Source organism: Alteribacter natronophilus, assembly GCF_006007885.1.
In the GTDB taxonomy this organism is placed as follows: domain Bacteria; phylum Bacillota; class Bacilli; order Bacillales; family Salisediminibacteriaceae; genus Alteribacter; species Alteribacter natronophilus.
In genome coordinates, this window is sequence record NZ_VCRO01000002.1 from 222,052 (window position 1) to 242,562 (window position 20,511).

At 50.0% G+C, this 20,511-nt stretch carries 20 protein-coding genes; all 20 read left to right on the forward strand.

Annotation, left to right across the window (positions count from 1 at the left end):
* The first annotated feature begins 42 nt into the window (after window positions 1–42).
* Window positions 43–1,902: an NADH-quinone oxidoreductase subunit L gene (gene nuoL / locus FGB90_RS08175; RefSeq protein WP_138810336.1), complete on the forward strand. Its 1,860-nt coding sequence runs from the start codon at window positions 43–45 to the stop codon at window positions 1,900–1,902.
* A complete protein-coding gene (locus FGB90_RS08180) occupies window positions 1,899–3,428 on the forward strand; it encodes a complex I subunit 4 family protein (protein WP_138810337.1) in 1,530 nt (509 codons plus the stop codon). Before nuoL ends, FGB90_RS08180 begins: the two co-directional genes overlap by 4 nt.
* Before the next feature lie 7 nt (window positions 3,429–3,435).
* Complete coding sequence (locus tag FGB90_RS08185) at window positions 3,436–4,923, forward strand: NADH-quinone oxidoreductase subunit N (protein WP_138810338.1); 1,488 nt, start codon at window positions 3,436–3,438, stop codon at window positions 4,921–4,923.
* 488 nt (window positions 4,924–5,411) lie between these two features.
* Window positions 5,412–5,642 carry a DUF1146 domain-containing protein gene (locus FGB90_RS08190; protein WP_246056106.1) on the forward strand — a complete coding sequence of 77 codons (231 nt, stop codon included), beginning with the start codon at window positions 5,412–5,414 and terminating at the stop codon, window positions 5,640–5,642.
* 141 nt (window positions 5,643–5,783) lie between these two features.
* Window positions 5,784–6,560: a YwmB family TATA-box binding protein gene (locus FGB90_RS08195; RefSeq protein ID WP_171051754.1), complete on the forward strand. Its 777-nt coding sequence runs from the start codon at window positions 5,784–5,786 to the stop codon at window positions 6,558–6,560.
* A gap of 33 nt (window positions 6,561–6,593) precedes the next feature.
* On the forward strand, window positions 6,594–7,919 hold the full coding sequence (gene murA, locus FGB90_RS08200; RefSeq protein WP_138810341.1) for a UDP-N-acetylglucosamine 1-carboxyvinyltransferase: 1,326 nt from the start codon (window positions 6,594–6,596) through the stop codon (window positions 7,917–7,919).
* Between the two features lie 541 nt (window positions 7,920–8,460).
* Window positions 8,461–9,492 (forward strand): stage II sporulation protein D, encoded by a 1,032-nt coding sequence (gene spoIID / locus FGB90_RS08205; RefSeq protein ID WP_138810342.1) that lies wholly within the window; start codon window positions 8,461–8,463, stop codon window positions 9,490–9,492.
* A gap of 447 nt (window positions 9,493–9,939) precedes the next feature.
* The gene (spoIIQ, locus tag FGB90_RS08210; RefSeq protein ID WP_138810343.1) at window positions 9,940–10,722 is read left to right on the forward strand and encodes a stage II sporulation protein SpoIIQ; all 783 of its coding nucleotides are present in this window, start codon (window positions 9,940–9,942) and stop codon (window positions 10,720–10,722) included.
* Between the two features lie 819 nt (window positions 10,723–11,541).
* Window positions 11,542–11,826, forward strand: coding sequence for a sporulation transcriptional regulator SpoIIID (gene spoIIID / locus FGB90_RS08215; RefSeq protein WP_138810344.1), 285 nt, complete (start codon window positions 11,542–11,544; stop codon window positions 11,824–11,826).
* Between the two features lie 314 nt (window positions 11,827–12,140).
* A complete protein-coding gene (locus FGB90_RS08220) occupies window positions 12,141–13,145 on the forward strand; it encodes a rod shape-determining protein (protein WP_138810345.1) in 1,005 nt (334 codons plus the stop codon).
* A 122-nt stretch (window positions 13,146–13,267) separates the two neighbouring features.
* A complete protein-coding gene (locus FGB90_RS08225; RefSeq protein ID WP_138810346.1) occupies window positions 13,268–14,074 on the forward strand; it encodes a flagellar hook-basal body protein in 807 nt (268 codons plus the stop codon).
* Between the two features lie 109 nt (window positions 14,075–14,183).
* On the forward strand, window positions 14,184–15,011 hold the full coding sequence (locus tag FGB90_RS08230) for a flagellar hook-basal body protein (protein WP_138810347.1): 828 nt from the start codon (window positions 14,184–14,186) through the stop codon (window positions 15,009–15,011).
* 42 nt (window positions 15,012–15,053) lie between these two features.
* Window positions 15,054–15,368, forward strand: coding sequence for a DNA-directed RNA polymerase subunit beta (locus FGB90_RS08235; RefSeq protein ID WP_246056107.1), 315 nt, complete (start codon window positions 15,054–15,056; stop codon window positions 15,366–15,368).
* Window positions 15,369–15,532: 164 nt separating this feature from the next.
* Complete coding sequence (gene fabZ, locus FGB90_RS08240; protein WP_138810348.1) at window positions 15,533–15,970, forward strand: 3-hydroxyacyl-ACP dehydratase FabZ; 438 nt, start codon at window positions 15,533–15,535, stop codon at window positions 15,968–15,970.
* Between the two features lie 389 nt (window positions 15,971–16,359).
* On the forward strand, window positions 16,360–16,692 hold the full coding sequence (locus FGB90_RS08245; RefSeq protein WP_138810349.1) for a hypothetical protein: 333 nt from the start codon (window positions 16,360–16,362) through the stop codon (window positions 16,690–16,692).
* 168 nt (window positions 16,693–16,860) lie between these two features.
* Window positions 16,861–17,094, forward strand: a complete 234-nt coding sequence (locus FGB90_RS08250; RefSeq protein ID WP_138810350.1) for a DNA primase — start codon at window positions 16,861–16,863, stop codon at window positions 17,092–17,094.
* 188 nt (window positions 17,095–17,282) lie between these two features.
* Window positions 17,283–17,438: a hypothetical protein gene (locus FGB90_RS19635; protein ID WP_171051755.1), complete on the forward strand. Its 156-nt coding sequence runs from the start codon at window positions 17,283–17,285 to the stop codon at window positions 17,436–17,438.
* Window positions 17,439–17,562: 124 nt separating this feature from the next.
* The gene (locus tag FGB90_RS19640; RefSeq protein ID WP_171051756.1) at window positions 17,563–17,718 is read left to right on the forward strand and encodes a hypothetical protein; all 156 of its coding nucleotides are present in this window, start codon (window positions 17,563–17,565) and stop codon (window positions 17,716–17,718) included.
* Between the two features lie 261 nt (window positions 17,719–17,979).
* Entirely contained in the window at window positions 17,980–18,231 is a 252-nt protein-coding gene (locus FGB90_RS08255; protein ID WP_138810351.1) for a DNA primase, read from the forward strand.
* A 516-nt stretch (window positions 18,232–18,747) separates the two neighbouring features.
* Entirely contained in the window at window positions 18,748–20,310 is a 1,563-nt protein-coding gene (locus tag FGB90_RS08260) for a C40 family peptidase (RefSeq protein WP_138810352.1), read from the forward strand.
* The last annotated feature ends 201 nt before the right edge of the window (window positions 20,311–20,511 follow it).

Consider the following 20,511-nt stretch of genomic DNA (forward strand, 5'->3'; position numbering starts at 1 on the left):
AGACAACTGGTGTGCCGGGGAAAAAGAGAAGAAGGTGATCGTATGATACAGAATGCCTGGCTGATACCGCTTCTTCCCCTCGCTGCCTTCGTGATCCTGCTTCTTGGAGGCAGACAGCTGAAGCAGGCGGCCCCGGTAATTGCCATTGCGTCTGTAGCCGGCGCGTTTGTGCTCTCTTCAGTGGTACTGATGGAGCGAATCGGGGGAGATACGTTTGCCGCAACGGTCCGCTGGCTCACGATCGGGCCTGTGGATGTGACGATGGGATTTGAAGTGACGGCACTTAACAGTCTGATGCTGTTTGTCGTCACAGCCGTCAGCCTCCTCGTCCATATCTTTTCAAAGCGCTATATGGCTGAAGACGGCAGAATTCACGTATTTTACGGGTATCTGACGTTTTTCACATTTTCCATGCTCGGTCTCGTCCTGGCACCGAACCTGCTTCAGCTTTTCATATTCTGGGAGCTTGTCGGGCTCTGTTCGTTCCTGCTTGTGGGCTTCTGGTATTTCAAAAAAGAAGCAGCCGACGCGGCAAAGAAAGCGTTTCTTGTGACCCGGATCGGTGACGTGGGGCTGCTTGTGGGGCTCGTCCTCCTGTTTAACGCCACCGGAAGTTTTGAATACGGAGCGGCGTTTGCTGCAGTCGAAGCCGGCGAGGTTTCCGGCACGATGGTAACCGTCATTGCTCTCTGTATTTTTCTCGGAGCAGTGGGAAAAAGTGCGCAGTTTCCCCTTCACGTCTGGCTTCCGGACGCGATGGAAGGGCCGACACCGGTCAGTGCACTCATCCACGCCGCTACGATGGTGGCCGCGGGGGTGTATCTCGTTGCGGTAACGTACCCGCTGTTTCTTGCGTCGGGTACAGCGCTGACTGTGGTGGCATACACAGGAGCGATCACCGCTGTGTTCGCAGCTTCGATTGCTCTCGTTAACACGGATATCAAACGGGTTCTCGCATATTCCACGGTGAGCCAGCTCGGACTCATGATGCTGGCGCTCGGCACCGCGGGTTACGTGGCAGGGCTGTTTCATCTCATGACGCACGCTTTTTTTAAGGCACTGCTGTTCCTGGCGGCGGGATCCGTCATTCTGGCGCTCCACCACCGGCAGGACATTACCCGTATGGGTGGCCTGTGGCACAGGATGCGCACTACTGCAGTCACCTTTCTCATCGGAACACTGGCGATCGCAGGGATCTTCCCCCTTGCCGGTTTCTGGAGCAAGGAGGCGGTACTGGCGGCTGTCTGGGCAAACGGAGACGTGGTCCTCATCACACTTGCAGCACTGACGACTGTACTTACGGCGTTTTACATGTTCCGCCTGTTTTTCAGAGTTTTTGCCGGCACGTACCGGGGAGATGTGGAAGCCCCTGCCGAGAACGGAAAAACGGTGACAGTTCCGCTCATCGTGCTCGCTGTTTTCGCGGTCACAGCCGGCTTCGTTCACTTTCCCCTGAACGGCTACTGGCTGGAAGGGTTCATGACTGCGGGTCTTAACTACGGCGATCAGGCTCACGGCGGTCTCGGCCTCGCAGCAGTATCACTACTTCTGGCAGCAGCAGGAGCAGGGCTTGCCTGGCGGCTGTACGGAAAAGGAGAGGAGTCGGGGATGCAGGAAAAAGTGCCTGCCGTCCACCACCTCCTTGAAAACAAGTACTATATCGATGAAATCTATGCAGCTGTGATTGTCCGGCCGCTTATGACGCTGAGCCGCCTGTTTGTAGAAGTGGACCGGTGGATCATTGACGGAGCGGTCAACTTTACCGGAGCCATTACGTTCAGAACCGGCAGACAGGCAGGCAAACAGCATAACGGCCAGCTGCAGACATACGGGCTTGTGAGTGTGGCAGGCGGAATTGCGCTTATTGCTGCAGTCTTCGCTGTAAGGGGGTATTTCGGATGACCGGAAATCTGCTGAGTGTACTCGTGTTCCTGCCGCTTGCCGGTGCACTGATTCTACTGATGCTTCCAAGGGAAAATCACGGTCTCATCCGCTCGATGGCCGGAGGGACTGCCCTGCTGACGCTTGGTGTCTCCCTGTTCGCCTGGAGCCGTTTTGACGGTGCAGCCAGCGGGATGCAGCTCGGTGAAAGCTATCCGTGGATCGACTTCGGGATGGCGGCGGTACGCTACGAGCTCGGTGTTGACGGGCTGTCCATGCCGCTTCTCGTTCTTACCACGGTCATCGCGGCAATAGCCGTGCTGGCTTCTGTGAAGATAACAGAACGGGTGAAGGAGTACTTCGTCTGGATGCTCGTTCTTACCACCGGTCTCCTTGGCGTCTTCACGGCTCTCGACCTGTTCCTGTTTTTCCTGTTTTTCGAGCTGACACTGATTCCGGTGTTTTTCCTGATCAGCATCTGGGGCGGAAAGGAGCGGAACCGCGCTGCATTTAAATTCCTTCTCTACACGGGGCTCGGGAGTGCGGTCATGTTCGTTGCTTTTATCGCCCTGGCGTTTACAGGTGCCGAAGCTGCGGCCTCAGCACAGGCTTCGTTCAATATGATCGTGCTGGCAGACATGTTTGCAAACCCGGCTATTCCTGAAGTGCTGGGAACCGCAGTCCGGGCAGGACTTTTTGCCGCAGTGGTGCTGGCATTTGCGGTAAAACTGCCGGTTTTCCCGCTTCATACATGGCTTCCGGCTGCCTACACCCAGGCACCGGTGCCGGTGACGATGATTCTTGCCGGTGTCATGTCGAAGATGGGGGCGTACGGGGTGCTCCGGGTCGGCTACGGAATTTTACCGGACCAGGCCGCCACGTTTGCTGCCGTAATTGCCATTTTCGGTGTCATCAACATCATTTACGGCGCCTGTCTCGCCCTCGTGCAGACGGACCTGAAAATGCTCATCGCCTACGGAAGCATGAGCCACATGGGGATTATTCTTCTGGGTGCTGCTTCGTATACCCAGGCAGGCATGCAGGGCGCGATATTTCAGATGGTCTCCCACGGCCTGATTGCCGCACTCCTGTTCTTTATTGCCGGTGCTCTGTACGAGCGGACGAAGACAGGCGCACTATCGGAACTCGGCGGCCTGTCCAGGTCTGTGCCGGTTCTGGCAGGATTTATGCTTGCAGCGGCAATGGCGTCTCTTGGACTTCCGGGGCTCTCCGGATTTGTAAGTGAGCTTCTTGCCTTTATGGGCATTTTCGGTGCCGGTGATCTCATTCCGGCGGCAGCGGTCATCGGGATTATTGGGGTCATCGGGATGATTCTTACCGCAGGATACCTGCTCATTGCCGTTCAGCGCACGGCGTTCGGGGAAATGAAGGAGCAGTTTAAAGGGCTTCCAGATGTGCGTCCCGGAGAGTATGTACCGCTGATCGGGCTCCTTGGACTGAGCATCCTGATCGGTGTTTATCCGAACCTTTTGAGCGATATCATCAATACAACCGTAATCGACATAATTACAAGGGCAGGGGGGTGACGGAGGAATGATTTCATACACAGCAGACTGGTCGCTATTGACACCGGAAATTGTTCTTGCCGCATTTGCCCTGCTCATCTTCACAATTGATTTTATGACCGGGGTTAAAGGGCACAAGCCGTTTGCCGGTAGACTCAGTATTGTCGCACTCGTAACAGCAGCCGTGCTCATGATCACCGTGAACGGGACACAGTCGGCGGGGATCGGCGATACGTTCCTTGTGGATCCGTTTTCCACCGTGGTCAAAGTCATGATTCTTCTCGGAGCGGCACTTGTTGTGATGATTACGATGTATTACGTGGAGCGGCATGAGGATGTTTACCAGGGAGAGCTGTACTCTCTGATCCTGTTTGCTGTTATCGGGGCGCTGATCATGGTTTCCTCTGCCGATCTGATTACGCTGTTTATCGGTCTTGAACTGCTCAGCATTTCCGCCTACTGCATGGTCGGCTTTAAAAGGTACCGGAAACAGTCGGCGGAAGCGGCGGTAAAATACATTGTCCTCGGCGGAACCGCCTCGGCGTTCATTCTCTACGGCATGTCGTTCCTTTACGGACTGACCGGAAGCACAAGCCTGACCGTCATTGGCGGGCAGATTGGCGAGCTGTTTCAGGCTTACCCGTTTCTCATCATGATGAGCTTACTTTTTATCCTCGGAGGGTTTGCTTTCAAAATGTCCGTAGTGCCGTTTCATATGTGGGCCCCGGATGTTTACGAGGGGGCGCCGGTACCGGTTACGGCCTTTCTCTCTGCGATATCTAAAATTGCCGCTTTCGCTGTCGTGCTGCGGCTGTTTTTTACCGGGTTCGGTGGAATTTATGAAGAGTGGGCATTTCTGATTGCTGTAATCGCAGCGCTCACGATGATTGCAGGAAGCCTGATCGCCCTGCCTCAGAGAAATGTGAAGCGTCTTATGGCCTACTCGGGGATCGCGCAGGCCGGATTCCTTCTCGTGCCCCTCGCTGCGGTCTCAACAGTGGATCTGACCATCAGCGTGTTCATGTTCTACGCTGTCGCTTACATGCTTATGACGATCGGGGCGTTTGCGGTAATAACAGCAGTAACGGAAACGGCGGGATCCGAGGACGTAAGTGCGTTCAGCGGGCTTTATTACCGCTCGCCGTTTCTCGCTCTCGGTATGAGTGCCTTTCTCGTTTCACTGGCAGGCCTCCCGGTATCAGCGGGAATTATCGGTAAAGCGTGGATCTTCATCCACGCCGTATCTGCCGGCTACCTCTGGCTTGCAGCTGTCATGGTTGCTGCAACGGTAATCTCGTTCTTTTACTACTTCAGAATTATTCACCGGATGTTCACGCAGCCGGGAGAAGCTGAAGCGGCAAGGACGGAAGTCGCCGCTGCCCTTGAACCGGGCTCACTGCCTGCGGCATCCCCGGGAATAATCACAGTGGTCGCTTTCTCCCTGACCGGAACGATCGGACTCGGCTTAGTTCCCTTTATTCTCACCAACTGGTTCACTGGACTCACCTGGTTTTGAGTATAGCCTGTTTTTTACAGCAGACGGACAGAAATTGAACCTGCCCAGCGGACAATGTTTTAGGACATTGTCGGGGCGGGTTCTTTTTTTTGTCTGAATTAGGGCTTTGGACTGAGGAGGGAGCGGTGGCGTTGAGAGTATTTGGTACTGATTTCCGGATTTCTCTCAAAAATACCGTTTTTTAACCGAAAGAAGTTTACAATTGTGTTACAAGTGATATTTAGTAACTACAAGCCGAATTAATACTCATTCGGCAGTGCAGAGTCAAAAATGGAAACTGCCCGCAAAATTCTTAGAAAAAAGTTGATTTTTAGGGAAAAAAGCCGTAGCAATTAAATTAAGAATTCGTTAAGATAGGATTTGTGAAGTTTATCTGCAGCTGATTGAGATAACGTTTCAAGTTACCACAGGATGTACATAAACTTCAACAAAAATCTTATTCAGACGAAAAGCTGTGGCTTGAGTCGATGCAGGAGGAAGCAGAAGCGTTGGAACAGTTCGGTCAGCAAGCGTTAGTCAGTCTGTTTGTGAATATTGTTGTACTTGTCACGGTGTGGTGGTCACTGCAGACGTTTAAGTGGGATCTGTTTGTGGACGATCCCGATGGACCGAAGGCGAAAGCCCTGGTGATTGTGGTCGCTGTTGCGATTACGCACCTGGTCAGCAGCTTTCTGCTCAACTACTTCAACTGGTCGACAATGCTCAGACATCTGTTTTAGCAGAACATTGAAAGCAGTGGTGCTGCGCCGGAACCCCGGCCGTATGCAGATGATGTCGTTCTTTAGCTTATAATTCCATGTATGTGCGTGTTCAACAAGGCAACAATGCTAATAAGAAGACACGTGCATGGGGGAATTAAAATGGGGAAAGTAACGGTCTTGTCAGCAGCCGCCGCAGTGGTATTATTTATTTTTTTTACCGGCAGTCAGACAGCGGTCATGGAAGAGAATTCAGAAGCAGTTTCACCTTTACAGACAATACAGCACATCAATCATACAATGGCGGAAAACAATATCCGGACCAGTCGATGGCATATCTACTCCAGACATGAGGGGACAGAAACGATGTCCCATGCGGAAATGGATCTGTTTACCGAAGCTTACATGAACGGGCTGGATATGTTTACATGGTCAAAAGTTGGACAGGACCATGAAAACGTGGTTTGGGAAGGTAAACGAACGGATATACATTCAACTGTAACCGAAAGGCTGGTACTGTCGTCTATACGAGTTGCAAAGGATGAATACCGGGCATATCATGCCTATGACGCATCAATGCTCCCCAGCACATCAGATGAAAAATCCGCGTTCTCTCTGCTTTTTGAAACAGGGACATCACCGGAATGGATGAAGCACTCCGAATACTTTGTCCGTGCAGAAGGTAACGGCAAAGGGAACGGATCAGCCGCAGAAACATGGGGACTGGAGATTGCAGACACATTTTCCGCAAAAATCATCGAGCATTTAACCGAACCATCGTTTGTTTCATTATCCGCAAACACCCCTTTATGGGATAACGGAATCGAAACAGGCGGCGAAACAATGAACTTACAGATCGCTCTAAGAGCCACACAGGACGGATTGGGCGGCAAAACAACCGTCACAATTGGAACGCCAATAATTACGGCTGAATATTAATAAGTATAGAAACTGGACGCGGAGGGGAATACGTTGGAAAAAATCATCGTCCGCGGTGGAAGGCAGTTAAGCGGCAGCGTTCGTATTGAAGGTGCGAAGAACGCCGTATTGCCTGTCATCGCAGCATCTATTTTAGCAGGCGAAGGGAAAAGCAGAATTTATGATGTGCCAGCCTTGGCTGATGTATACACGATTAACGAAGTTTTAAGAAACCTTAACATCGATGTGAGCTATGAAGACGGCGCCATCGAAGTTGATGCGGAAAAGCAGCTCAAGACAGAAGCACCGTTTGAGTATGTAAGAAAAATGCGTGCATCATTTCTTGTCATGGGACCACTCCTTGCACGTGTGGGTCATGCCCGTATCGCGCTTCCGGGAGGCTGTGCAATCGGCTCCCGTCCGATCGACCAGCATCTTAAAGGCTTTGAAGCCATGGGTGCGAAGGTTGAAATCGGAAACGGCTTTATCGAAGCCAAGGTGGAAGATAAGCTTGTCGGAAATAAGATTTACCTTGATTTCCCAAGTGTCGGTGCCACTGAGAATATTATGATGGCTGCATCAATGGCTGAAGGCACTACAGTCATCGAAAATGCAGCGGAAGAGCCTGAAATCGTCTGTCTTGCTACTTACCTGAACGCCATGGGCGCGAAGGTTCGCGGTGCCGGAACAGGAACAATCCGGATTGACGGCGTAAAAGAACTTCATGGTGCAGAACATACAATCATTCCTGACCGTATCGAAGCAGGAACATTCATGATCGCAGCTGCGATTTCCAAAGGAAACGTTCTCCTTGAGAACGTGGAGCCTGAGCATCTTCGTCCGCTCATCTCCAAGCTTAACGAAATGGGCGTCATCATTATTGAGGAAAGCGACGGCATCCGCGTGATCGGGCCTGAGTCACTTAAGTCTGCAGACCTGAAAACCATGCCTCACCCTGGCTTCCCAACGGACATGCAAGCCCAGATGATGGCACTGCTCCTTAGAGCAGAAGGCACGAGCGTCATCACGGAAACAGTATTTGAAAACCGCTTCATGCACGTGGAGGAATTCCGCCGTATGAACGGGAATATTAAAATTGAAGGCCGTGCTGCGATCGTATCGGGTCCAAACGACCTTCAGGGTGCAGAAGTAGCTGCAACAGACTTAAGAGCAGGCGCAGCACTCGTTGTTGCCGGTCTTGTTGCCGACGGCTACACTCGCGTTACCGAGCTGAAGCATATCGACAGAGGGTACGTTGACTTTGCCGGCAAGCTGAAAGCACTCGGTGCCGACGTGGAGCGCATCTACGAAGCACAGGAAAATGAACTGGAAAACCTCGAAGCTCCGGCTCCGCTTAAGATGGATCCGAACTTCGCATAAAACAGTCCACATGAACACCTCCGGGAAATGACCCGGAGGTGTTTTTTTGTTTGTGACGGTACCTGAGCTGTGGCGGTTCCTGTTGTATAGTGGGTAATTAATGCGCGTTGCTCACTTTATCCCATTTGTGAGAGTCCAATTATTTCCGACATAAGCTTGTTTGATTCGTTATTTTCCGGGAAATATCGGGGAAACTGCAGCTCCGGTGCATATGTCCGGCCGGTCAGTTTTCTGATGCCGGGAACTGGAGTGCAATCAATTTATTCTTGAGTACGGAAGGGGACGATTCGCTCTCTATTTTTCCTCACTTCACTCCAGGCTCTTCTTAATAATCGGGAAAGAGATTTTGACTGTAGACATATGCATGCTTTTTAAATATAACCTTTAACCGCAACATCTACGGACGTGTCAGCAGTCTACCAAAACCTCGGCGGCGAATAGTATAAAAGCGTGTAAAACTGTTCTATCCTGTACTAGAAAGACATAGATATTTACCAGTACAGTGAGTACTTTTTAACAGAAGGGACGGGAGATACACTACATGAAACCGATCTTGTTTACAGGACTTATACTTATGGGAATCATTCTGCTGCTGCCATCGGTACTTGTCGTATGGCTGTCAGAAGATGACGTTCATCAGGAGGCAGTGGAAGTAAGTGCATCTCCTGAGAACGTACAGGTTCCCCGGGACACTGAGGCCGGCGGGGGTGATGAACCACTCGTCGCAGTTTACCGTTCACAGAATGAAATAGTGGAGCATGTGGATTTTGAAACGTACGTAGCGGGGGTAGTAGCCTCTGAAATGCCTGCTTCCTACGAGATGGAAGCACTGAAAGCCCAGGCCCTTACAGCGAGAACCTATATCGTCCGCCAGTTGATGTCACCAAGCGATATTCACGTACCGGACGGGGCCGATGTGACTGACACTGTCATGCACCAGGTTTATCAAAGTGAAGAGGAACTGCGTCAGCGGTTTGGTGCTGATTACGATGATATGATGGGAAGGATCCATGAAGCTGTCGCAGCGACCAGGGGCCAGGTAATTACCTACGATGGAAGACCGATTACCGCCACATTTTTTTCAACGAGCAACGGTTACACGGAAAACTCCGAAGAATACTGGGAAAATGAAATTCCCTACCTGCGAAGCGTGGAGAGCCCATGGGATAAAGAATCACCACGATATGACGGAGAGAAGATCGTATCGCCAGGCGATATGGCTGAAAAACTGGGTGTGACGATAGCGGGAGAAGGCGGCATTGGGGAAATTGTGGAGAGGACGACCGGCGGGCGTGTGGCTAAAGTCCGCTTCGGTGACAAGGAATTTACCGGTCGGGAAATACGCGATCTCCTTGGGCTCGATTCGAGCGATTTTTCCTGGGAACGCCATGGCGGCGATATACTCTTTAAAACGAGAGGCTGGGGCCACGGGGTTGGCATGAGCCAGTTCGGTGCGGACGGTATGGCCCGGGAAGGAAAAACGTACGAACAGATTATTCATCATTACTATCATAACGTGGAAATTGAAGACACGGACGATGTGATCGGTGTGGCAATGGCGGGAAATGAGTAGTTTATCAGCAGGCAGGCGGGTGCAGCAGCATCGAACCTGCCTGTTTTTCTGGCTGCTGCGAGCTTCAAACAGTCATTTTGAGGGATCATATATTTTATTTGGTGATAAGCGGTGAAGATTTAGTGGTTAATAATTTTATTTGGTATTAAGCGGTGAAGATTTAGTGGTTAATAATTTTATTTGGTATTAAGCGGTGAAGATTTAGTGGTTTATAATTTTATTTGGTATTAAGCGGCGAAGATTTAGTGGTTAATAATTTTATTTGGTATTTAGCAACGATAATTTCCACGTAAATAAATTGATTCAGTTTTTAGGCCCCCCTGCGTTCACCTTTTTCATCAATGAACCCCCCGCCACAGCGGCATTTTCCCACACCAAATAAAATATTTTGAAAAATGTATATAATCCTCGCAATTTGATCAGAATGGTTGCTGAGGTGATGATCAAATGAATCAAGAAGAAAAACAAGGTTCCAAAGTGGACCAGCTTAAGGCGAATATCAAACGCCTAATGAAAAAACGCTGGGCAGTTCCGGCGCTCTATCTTACGCTTGCTGCAGTCGTACTTACTGGTTTTATCTGGCTCACTACAACGAGTGAGGATCTGTCTCAGGAAGACTATACTGAAGACTCCGAGTTCGATGTGAGCGAGTCAGGTGAAGGACATGAGGAAGACGACGCCGTACCGGTAGCTGTTCAGAACGAAGTGTTTGAAATGCCTGTGCTTGATGAATCAGAAGTCAGTGTAGTAGGAAACTTCTACTCAAATGAAGATTCCGCCGAAGAGCAGGTCGAGGCCTTAATTCAGTACAATAACTACTACTACCAGAATAAAGGTGTCGATTTAGCATCTGATAACGGTGAAAGCTTTGACGTTTCCGCTGCAATGAGCGGAACAGTCGTGAAAGCCGAAGAAGACGCCCTGTTTGGCCAGGTCGTTCACGTTGAACACGACGATGACATTCTGTCCATCTACCAGAGTCTTGAAGGCGTTCTTGTAGAAGAGGGACAGACAGTGAAGCAGGGGGATGTAATGGCCCGTGCCGGTCGTAACCTCTTTAACAGTGAAGCAGGCGTACACCTTCATTTCGAAATCCGCAAAAACGATGTGCCGGTCAACCCGCTCGAGTACATGGAGCAGCCGCTAACATCCCTGCCGGAAGTCGATGAAGACCAAGCTTCCGGAAGCGAAGATGCTCCTGAAGCACCCGTTGATCACCTTGAAGGATAATATCCTTTAACATTCAGCGGAATACAGCACTCGTCTTCGGCAGCCGGACGTTAAACGGAGGCCGGTGTAAGTAAGGAAAAGACAGTCAGTCAAGTGAATATCACTTTTGCAAATGAAGCACCAAAGATTAAACAAAACCAGGCTTTACAGTTGCAGCAGGGAAACAGAAACTTAACGACGATGAACATTTAATTCCAACTTAAGCACCAGCTCTACTCGGGTACCTTCAATACCTGAGCAGGGAACAAAGCCAGCTCCCACCGCGTCCGGGGGCTGGCTTTCCTTTTACCTGCAGTTTTCCGGAAAGGTCTTTTCGTAAAGATTGTTGCTATTGGTATTATTAATTTCGGAGCGAAAGGCCGCGATTCCAGCGGGAAAAGCAACAGCCGAAGACACCGCAGGGAGATTTTCCCGAGGAGGCTGAGGTGTTGCCCGCGGAAAGCGTCGGTCTGTAGCGTAGAAAAACAACAATCTTTCCTAAAACAGCCTTCCGGAAATTATTTTTCAAATACCGAAATCTCATCCAACTGCTGCTGAATAAGCCCAAAAGTCGGAAATCGTGAAGCGATCCTCCCTCCCTGAACCCTTGTCCTGCAGGGCTTGTGAACTTTTTGTGCATATATGTGCAAACACCTTAATAAAATTTAACAAACCTTACCACAATATCGAAAAGGTCGTTCAAGGAGATAGCGAGTGTTGACAGGCAGCCTGTTTGTACTTGGGAACGCAACCACCAGCCAGCAGCATGAACAGACAACTTAGGGTGGCTGTCTTTTTCTCCGTCTTTTTGAACCTAGAAACATTAGGGAGGCGAGAGGTGTGCACGATTACATCAAAGAGAGGACAATCAAGATCGGAAGGTACATCGTCGAGACGAGAAAGACAGTGAGAACGATCGCAAAGGAATTCGGCGTTTCCAAAAGTACGGTTCATAAGGATCTGACCGAACGACTTCCGGAAATTAACCAGGAACTGGCCAACGAAGTGAAGGAAATCCTCGAGTACCACAAATCCATCCGCCATCTCCGGGGCGGCGAGGCTACGAAAGTGAAATACCGCAAAACCCAGACCACGGCAAAAAAAATGGCTGAAACGAAAGCGTAGTCCCCGGGTGACACCCACGACCGAACGAACGGAAAATAACCACGCGCGGATATTAGGATAACAAAGGGAGGTGCCTGCGGCAGCACGTATAAGAGCCGAAAGCGCCTCGCTTTTTTATCGTTGTGCAGACGCAGCGGGCTGTGACCCAAAAGGCAGCCGTTCGCACCCGGATACCCGACGAAATACTGAAAAATCTTTCATTTCCTTCCACCTTCTTCTTACAAAATGTGATAAAATAGAACATTGGATACAATGTAACCAAAGTACGGAAGATAAACGGGTCCAACGCATTATTCTGCAGGGAGGAAAAGAAGATGTTTGGCAGAGATATAGGAATTGATCTGGGTACAGCGAACGTACTCATCCACGTAAAAGGACGGGGAATCGTCCTCAATGAACCATCAGTCGTTGCCATTGATACAAATACAAAAAGGGTGCTTGCCGTAGGAGACGAAGCGTTCCGTATGGTGGGACGGACACCGGGCAACATTGTGGCGCTGCGCCCGATGAAAGACGGCGTCATCGCCGACTTTGAAATGACAGAATCAATGCTTAAGCACTTTCTCGATAAAATCAAAATGCGCAACTTCTTTTCAAAACCGCGCATTCTGATCTGCTGTCCGACAAACATTACTTCCGTCGAGCAGAAAGCCATTCGCGAAGCAGCCGAGAAAAGCGGCGGTAAATCCATCTTTATAGAAGAAGAACCGAAAGTCGCAGCCATCGGAGCCGGCATGGATATTTACCAGCCGAGCGGCAACATGGTCGTTGACATCGGCGGAGGCACAACCGACGTGGCCGTCCTTTCCATGGGCGACATCGTGACCGCTTCCTCCATTAAAGTAGCAGGTGATCGTTTTGACCAGGATATCCTGAATTATATAAAAAAGAAGTACAAGCTCCTGATCGGTGAACGTACTGCTGAACAGATTAAAATCAGCGTCGGAACCGTAGCACCGGAAGGCCGGGACGAAGAACTGGAAATCCGTGGCCGCGACATGGTGAGCGGACTCCCGCGTACCATCAGCGTCACATCGAAAGAAGTTCAGGAAGCACTTGAAGAATCGGTGTATCACATCGTCCAGGCTTCCAAAACCGTGCTCGAACAGACACCGCCTGAGCTGTCAGCGGACATCATCGACCGCGGCGTAATTCTCACTGGCGGAGGAGCCTACCTCCACGGCGTTGACCAGCTCCTCGCCGAAGAGCTCAAGGTGCCTGTAGTCGTAGCCGAAGAGCCAATGAACTGCGTCGTCAACGGCACTGGCGTCCTCCTTAAAAACCTGGACCGCCTCGCCCGGCGCGCTGCAAAAGTCTAGCGTCCGCTCCCGCCTGCCGATCAGAACCGTCCAACACGAGCGGGAAAACAGCAGCAAGTGAGAGAATCACCGGCGCCTCGCAGCAGACCTCAGCCTGTGACCGCCGCAAAGGGGAAATGGTTATGATGAGAGGACTAAACGGCGCAGCTGCCGGGATGATCGCCCAGCAGCGCCGCCAGGAAATGCTCACTGACAACTTAAACAATATGAATACTCCCGGACATAAAGCCGACCAGGCGTCGCTTCGCGCCTTCCCGAACATGCTCATACAGGCAGCGGGGCAGGGAGTCCGTGGGGGCCATATAGGCGAACTTGCCACCGGTGTCTATATGCAGGAGCGCATTCCGCATTTTGCACAGGGAGATCTCATGGAGACAGGGAATGCAGCCGACCTGGCGCTTCTTCAGAGCAGTGTTCCCGAGGGAGCGATGCTGTTTTTTGCCGTGGAAGGGGATGACGGCACCGGACGCCTTACCCGAAACGGCAGTTTTACTGTAGACGGGGAAGGATTTCTCACGACAGCCGGCGGCCGCTACATTCTTGATACAGAAGGAGAGCGGATCCAGACAGGCAGCGAACAGTTCCGAATAAACGAAGAGGGAAGTGTATTCGTGGAAGGGGCTGAGGGGGAAGAGGAAATTGCCCGGCTCGGCGTCATTCTCGCTGAAGACCCCGCACAGCTGGTCCATGAGGAAGAAGGGCTCCTCCGGTACGAAGGAGATGAAGCCGATCTTTTACCTGCTGCCGGTAATGACGAAGTCACCTACAGAATCGAACAGGGGTTTCTGGAACGCTCAAACGTGGATGCCAGCCGCACGATGACGGAAATGATGGCTGCCCTCCGTTCGTTTGAGGCTAATCAGAAAATTCTCCAGTCATACGACAGGAGCCTTGAGCGGACCGTGAACGACGTAGGCCGAATCGGATAGCCGCCGGGAAAGTCGGTTTTTCCCATAGCCAGGGAGCAGTAAATAGTCAGCAAAGCGGCAGTTTTATTACATAATTCTTTGACAGGACGAGCCAGGAGGCAGGATAACGATGAACCAGTCGATGATCAATTCAGCGGTGACGCTTGGCCAGCTTCAGCACAAGATGGATACGACCTCAAACAATCTGGCAAACCTCAATACAACAGGCTATAACCGCCGCGATGTTACCTTTTCGAGTCTGCTCTCACAGCAGATCCACAATCAGCCGGCAGCGGAACAGGAGATCGGCCGCATGACTCCCGGGGGCATTCGTGTCGGAACCGGCGGAGCCGTGGCCCAGACCGCTGTCCGTTTTGAACAGGGGGCGTTGAACAGAACCGGGCGTGATCTTGATATAGCCCTGACTGAACCGGGCTACTTCTTTGAGCTTGCAGAAGGTGAGGACGGCAATCGCCGTCTGACGAGAGACGGAGCATTTTATCTGACTCCCGGGCCGGCTGCCGGGGGAAACAGTCTCGTTAATCAGAACGGGGAATCTGTGCTGGGAGCTGATGGGCAGCCCGTAACAATCCCGGCTGATTATCAGGCCATAAATGTAACTGAAGCGGGTATGGTAACTGTTACCATGCAGGACGGAACCGTGGAGGAAGCCGGCCAACTTCAGCTCGTTCAAGTAACGAAGCCTCAGGTTCTGGAATCATCAGGCGGAAACGTCTTTACCCTGCCGGCTCCTGATGAGCTGAACCTCGATGAAGAAGACGTATTGAACGGGGCTGCCGGTACAGATATCTTTATGCAGGGCAGTCTCGAGCAGTCCAACGTTGATATGGCAAAAGAAATGAATGACATGCTTCAGACACAGCGGAACTTCCAGTTTCATTCACGCGCCATCTCCATTGGCGATGAAATGCGAGGGCTTGTAAACGGCCTCCGTTAAAGCTACAATGGAAAAAAGCACTGTCATAACAAGGAGCTAATCATGAGCATGAGTAATAAGCAGACCGATGAAACGCAGCCAATGTCCAGGGAAGAGATCCGCAAGCGGAAACTCGAAGAAAAAGAGCAGGCTAAAGCCCGCCAGGAAGAAGAAAAGAAGCCGAAAAAGGAACGCGGCCGGGTTCGTCTGATCCCAATATGGCTCCGTCTTATTCTGGTTGTTTTCTTCCTCGGGGTCAGTATCGTCCTCGGTGCCATGATCGGCTACGGCGTCATCGGCGACGGTCAGCCAATGGATATTTTCCAGCGCGAAACGTGGGGGCACATCTATGACCTCATTTATTACGGTATTAACTAATTTCATATAACATTTAACGCCTGTCCTTCTCATATTTAAAGAGCAGGGCAGGCGTTTTCTGCTTCTTACAGTGTTATTGCAGCGGTACTGATTCTTTTTTACAAACCGGGGAAAAAAGGATACACTAATATCTATAACCAGCACCTATGAGGAGGTACTAATATATGCTGAATACAGAACAGATTAAGGAAATCATTCCTCACCGTTATCCGTTTCTGCTAGTGGACCGGATCCTTGAAGTTGATGAAGGGCAGCGGGCAGTTGGAATTAAGAACGTAACGGCAAACGAAGAGTTTTTTAACGGACACTTTCCGGATTACCCGGTTATGCCGGGCGTACTGATTGTGGAGGCACTGGCTCAGGTTGGCGCCGTAGCTATTCTGAAAAAGGAAGAGAACCGAGGCAGACTCGCTTTCTTTGCCGGTATCGATAAGTGCAGATTTAAGGGCCAGGTCACGCCGGGGGATCAGCTTCGTCTCGAAGTGGAAATGACCCGCCTTCGCGGGAGCATCGGGAAAGGAAAAGCGACGGCTTCGGTTGACGGACAGACTGTGGCGGAGATGGAAATGATGTTTGCCCTTGGGGACAAAGAAGATAAATAAATCTTTTTTTCGGGGAAGTTTTCTTCAGTTATGAGGAAAGCTTTCTTTTTTTGTAAGCCTGTGTCACATCCCATCTTTTTAATTAAACGTTTATTTAACTTCTTTGCAATCGTCACAAATAAGCCTTTATATCCACATTCCGCAAAATATTTTTTTACTGCCGGAAAAGTGGTGACGAACCAGCCCGAACCCTGTGAGGACGTGACATCAGCCTTTCTATGAACAGTCTGTTCAATTGTGTGAGAATGTAAAAAGTCAGCTTCTGATGTTTTGAAGTGGACAAACGGTGATATATCCACCATAGAATCACTGAAACAGCTGGGGCATCGATTGCAGCACCTGTTTTACATTCAAAAAACTTACTAATGGATAACAGGAGGCTATATATTATGAAACGTAAAGCTTATCTAACAGTCGCAACAGGTATTTTGGCAACAGGGATTCTTGCAGCGTGCGGTGACGCCGATCAGGATGTTGATGTGGAGGATACAGACGATGGCGTAGAGCAGGATGACGGCGGCGACATGGATACCGACGATGACGGTATGGACGACGATGGTATTGAAGAAGACGATGACAACGGTGACACCGAAGTAGATGTAGACACTGATGCAGATGCAGACGGTGATGCAGATGGCGATGCAGATGGTGATGCAGATGCAGACGCCGATGACGGTGAAGATGGAGACGTTGAAGTCGATACAGACGACGAAGACGAGTAATTAATCGGTAAACGCCTTTCATTCTGGCTGCAGCTTCAGTCCACCTGAAGCCTTTGCAATTATCGATTATTCCTTATAAATGGTGGCCGTTACCCTGGTTTTTGTGGACATCATGAACTTGCAGACGGAATAAAAAATATGCGTTAAATACCAAGGAGGAATTAGATTATGAAGAAGAAACTGTTTTTGTCAGTTCTTTCCGGAGCAATGGCACTTAGTGTACTAGGAGCGTGCGGAGACGCAGAAGACGATCCAGGCATGGACGACGATCCAATGGACGACACTGAAATGGACGACGGTGGCGACATGGACGATGACGGCATGGATGACGATGGTATGGACGACGACATGGACGACGACATGGACGACGATATGGGCGACGACGACGAAATGGACGAATAGACGGATGATAGTGATGGAAATTGCTTAAACTAAAAGCACATTTCCTTTCACGCATTCAAATCCGACTGTCCTGACGGTTCTCCTTGCAGGGGACCCGGAACGTATGAGCATCGGCAGCAGGAAACTTTCCTGCCGACCGTGCAGGCTTATTTTTAAACATCAAAAATTCTTTCGAGGAGGAATTCGCGATGAGTAAAAAAGTTCTTTATGGTATCCTGGCAGGCCTAATGTCTGTAGGTGTACTTGCAGCTTGTGGTGACGTTGACGATCCGGATATGGATACGGATACTGAAATGGAAATGGATCAGGATGTAGACGGTGACGATGGTGAGATGGACGGATAATTAACCCGAAGTTCACCTTACTCTCCCTCATTTTCACACAATGAAGCAGGGGACTTTCCCCATAACCCTTTATTCGAAGAACTAACCATCATGAATGAGACATCAAAAGAAGGAGGGAAATGGCATGAAAAAGAAAGTATTGCTTTCTTTGCTGGCTGGTGTTCTGTCTGTAGGCGTTCTGGCTGCATGTGGTGACGTGGAAGAGGATCCAATGCAGGATGACCCTGGGATGGAAGACGACGGCATGGATGACGATGGTATGGACGACGACGGTTATTAAGCTTCTGCTTAAAGCTGTCTGATCGCCGGGATGTGGGGAGAAATCCCCGCATCTTTCCATGAACCGGCCAATTTGGGAAAGTCTCAAAGAGTGCAAAAAACCTGTTAGATCTGTTGTCAATGTTCAAGCAGTCGCGGTATCATTATCACCGAAGCCGAACAAACAGGCTTCAGCAATTCAATCAACCAGGGGATTCTGTAATATCCCAACTACAAAATTACCGGTCAAAAAACAGCCGGTACAACAGGAGGTAATTTCATCATGAAGAAAAAGCTTATGCTTTCAGTATTATCAGGAGTACTAACTGTAGGAGTTCTCGCAGCATGTGGAGGCGCTGAAGAGGATCCAGGCATGGAAGACGGCGACATGGATCAGGACACTGAAATGGAAGATGATTACGAAGACGACGGCATGGATGACGACATGGGAGATGACGAATTCGAAGATGACATGGATGACGACATGGAAGATGACGAATTCGACATCGACGATGAAGACGAAGAAGACATGTAATTCAGGACTAACCCACCTGTAATTACAGATTTAACCCAAACCCTTTTTAAAAACCCTTAACCCACTCATAACTTTCCTGACCCTGGGTGTACCGAGGCCCAACCCTCCTCGATCATCCGGGGCAGGTAAAAACCCTTACTGCATACGTGCAGACAACCCACGTTCACCCTGTTTCTCTCCCAATTCCCCCTTATTTGGATATAAGAGATGAACGTGACAGAAGACCAGGCCTAACCCTCCTGGTCTTCTTTTTTATGGAAAAGTCCTGGATTTATATGTGGTGTTTAAATCCTCTTTAGTTGCCCGGAAATCCCATACCCAGACTGATTAGGACTAAACCTGTTTCTGTCGAAAAATGAATAAGACCTATGTTTTGACAGGATGATCGTGACTTATTACGCTTCTTTCAAAATTGGGACGAAATTTGTTGAAAATGAAAAATTCCGAAAGTAAACTAGGATTAAATGACAAAAGAAAAATTAACCAGATTTTAAGGGAGAAGGGGCGGGGTAAGGAATGACACTGTTGTCACCTAAAAAAACGGTCATGACTGCTTCAGTCGCACTTGCGGGAGTTGTATTTGCCTCACCGTCAGGCGTGGAAGCATCTTTTGGAGAACGAACACTGTCCTTTGGTATGAGTAATAATGATGTAAAGGTCCTTCAGGAAAAATTGAAAGAAGAAGGTTTTTTCAGCTATCACACAGCAACAGGCTATTTCGGGGAAGTGACACGAAAAGCAGTGAAGGATTTTCAGGATCATCACGGCCTTCAAGTGGACGGCATTGCCGGCCCCCAGACGTTTGGAGCTTTATCCAACGGTACAGGCAGCGAAAGCAGTGAAGAATCATCACAGCCTCCGGCACAGACTAAAATACCTGACGGGGAACTCCTTCGTAACGGGTCCTCGGGAACAGCAGTTACACTTCTTCAGGAAAAGCTGAAAGAACTCGGATATTATACTTCTTCGGTGAATGGGCGTTATCGTTCCGAAACGGTGGAAGCTGTTCGTACATATCAGCGCAGCAATAACCTTCAGACAGATGGTATTGCCGGTCCGCAGACAATCGGCCACCTGAACAGTGGAAACAGTAAGCCTCATAGTCCTGAAAACTCTTCGGAAAACAGTGGATCAGACTCCGGCAACGGAACTCCTTCACTCCCGGCTAACAAAGTGCTCAGACTGAACGACCGGGGAAGTGACGTTGAGGCACTGCAGATTCACTTGAAAGAATACGGCTATTACTCCTTCAATATAACAGGTACATACGGTACAATCACCCGGGAAGCGGTCCGTAACTTCCAGCGGGAAGCCGGAATTTCTGTAGATGGTATTGCCGGTCCCCAGACGTTTAATGCTCTTAAAAACTGGAACGGATCCTCCTCGGGTTCCGGAACCACCGGCGAAGAGTCGAAAAGTGGATCGGGAGAAAGCGGTGCAGACTCAGGCGGCGGTTCTCTCCTGAAAGTCGGTTCAGAAGGGTCTGCAGTAACGGAGCTTCAGAACGAACTTAAAACGCTCGGTCTTTTTAACGTGGAGCCTACCGGCTACTATGGTTCAATAACGAAGCAGTCTGTGAAAACGTTCCAGCAGCAGTGGAACCTCACTTCTGACGGCATTGCAACAAAAGCCACGATCGAGAAAATAAGCCAGGCAGCTGACGTACACCGTAAGGAAGCGGAGAGCGGCGGTTCCGGCGGCAACTCGGGTTCCGGAAGTTTTGAAGTCATGGACCTGATCGCCGATGCTTCCGGCTTTATCGGCACCCCTTATGTCTGGGGAGGTGCATCACCATCCGGTTTTGACTGCAGCGGCTTCATTCAGTATGTATTCAAGCAGAACGGCAAAACCGTCCCAAGAACCGCAGCCCAGCAGTTTCATTTTGGCAAAAGTGTCACTTCCCCGCGGGTAGGGGATGTAGTATTTTTTGAGACCTATACTTCCGGCCCCTCCCATAACGGGATTTACATCGGAAACAACCAGTTTATCCATGCCGGATCATCAACAGGCGTGACGATTGCAAATTTAAATACAAACTACTGGAGCTCCCGATACTTAGGGGCAAAAAGACTTCACTAGGAGATAAAACCGCTCCACCGTCAGCGCCAATCAGCGCCGGCGGGGGAGCATTTTTGCGGGCCATTTCTGTAAAAGATCATTAAATGGAAATAAATGAAGATAATTTGAGAAAATCTGAAACCTTTTTTCTGCTCCCCCGTCTAATATAGTAGCAAGAGCAGGAGAGGTTTGACCTTCCTCTTTTTCTCTTCTCCCATTTAT

Excerpts from the sequence above, each read along its gene's own strand:
- nuoL (WP_138810336.1), top strand. The coding sequence starts at position 43 with ATGATACAGAATGCCTGGCTGATACCGCTTCTTCCCCTCGCTGCCTTC.
- FGB90_RS08180 (WP_138810337.1), top strand. The coding sequence starts at position 1,899 with ATGACCGGAAATCTGCTGAGTGTACTCGTGTTCCTGCCGCTTGCCGGT.
- FGB90_RS08185 (WP_138810338.1), top strand. The coding sequence starts at position 3,436 with ATGATTTCATACACAGCAGACTGGTCGCTATTGACACCGGAAATTGTT.
- FGB90_RS08195 (WP_171051754.1), top strand. The coding sequence starts at position 5,784 with ATGGGGAAAGTAACGGTCTTGTCAGCAGCCGCCGCAGTGGTATTATTT.
- spoIID (WP_138810342.1), top strand. The coding sequence starts at position 8,461 with ATGAAACCGATCTTGTTTACAGGACTTATACTTATGGGAATCATTCTG.
- spoIIQ (WP_138810343.1), top strand. The coding sequence starts at position 9,940 with ATGAATCAAGAAGAAAAACAAGGTTCCAAAGTGGACCAGCTTAAGGCG.
- FGB90_RS08220 (WP_138810345.1), top strand. The coding sequence starts at position 12,141 with ATGTTTGGCAGAGATATAGGAATTGATCTGGGTACAGCGAACGTACTC.
- FGB90_RS08225 (WP_138810346.1), top strand. The coding sequence starts at position 13,268 with ATGATGAGAGGACTAAACGGCGCAGCTGCCGGGATGATCGCCCAGCAG.
- FGB90_RS08230 (WP_138810347.1), top strand. The coding sequence starts at position 14,184 with ATGAACCAGTCGATGATCAATTCAGCGGTGACGCTTGGCCAGCTTCAG.
- FGB90_RS08235 (WP_246056107.1), top strand. The coding sequence starts at position 15,054 with ATGAGCATGAGTAATAAGCAGACCGATGAAACGCAGCCAATGTCCAGG.
- fabZ (WP_138810348.1), top strand. The coding sequence starts at position 15,533 with ATGCTGAATACAGAACAGATTAAGGAAATCATTCCTCACCGTTATCCG.
- FGB90_RS08245 (WP_138810349.1), top strand. The coding sequence starts at position 16,360 with ATGAAACGTAAAGCTTATCTAACAGTCGCAACAGGTATTTTGGCAACA.
- FGB90_RS08250 (WP_138810350.1), top strand. The coding sequence starts at position 16,861 with ATGAAGAAGAAACTGTTTTTGTCAGTTCTTTCCGGAGCAATGGCACTT.
- FGB90_RS19635 (WP_171051755.1), top strand. The coding sequence starts at position 17,283 with ATGAGTAAAAAAGTTCTTTATGGTATCCTGGCAGGCCTAATGTCTGTA.
- FGB90_RS19640 (WP_171051756.1), top strand. The coding sequence starts at position 17,563 with ATGAAAAAGAAAGTATTGCTTTCTTTGCTGGCTGGTGTTCTGTCTGTA.
- FGB90_RS08255 (WP_138810351.1), top strand. The coding sequence starts at position 17,980 with ATGAAGAAAAAGCTTATGCTTTCAGTATTATCAGGAGTACTAACTGTA.
- FGB90_RS08260 (WP_138810352.1), top strand. The coding sequence starts at position 18,748 with ATGACACTGTTGTCACCTAAAAAAACGGTCATGACTGCTTCAGTCGCA.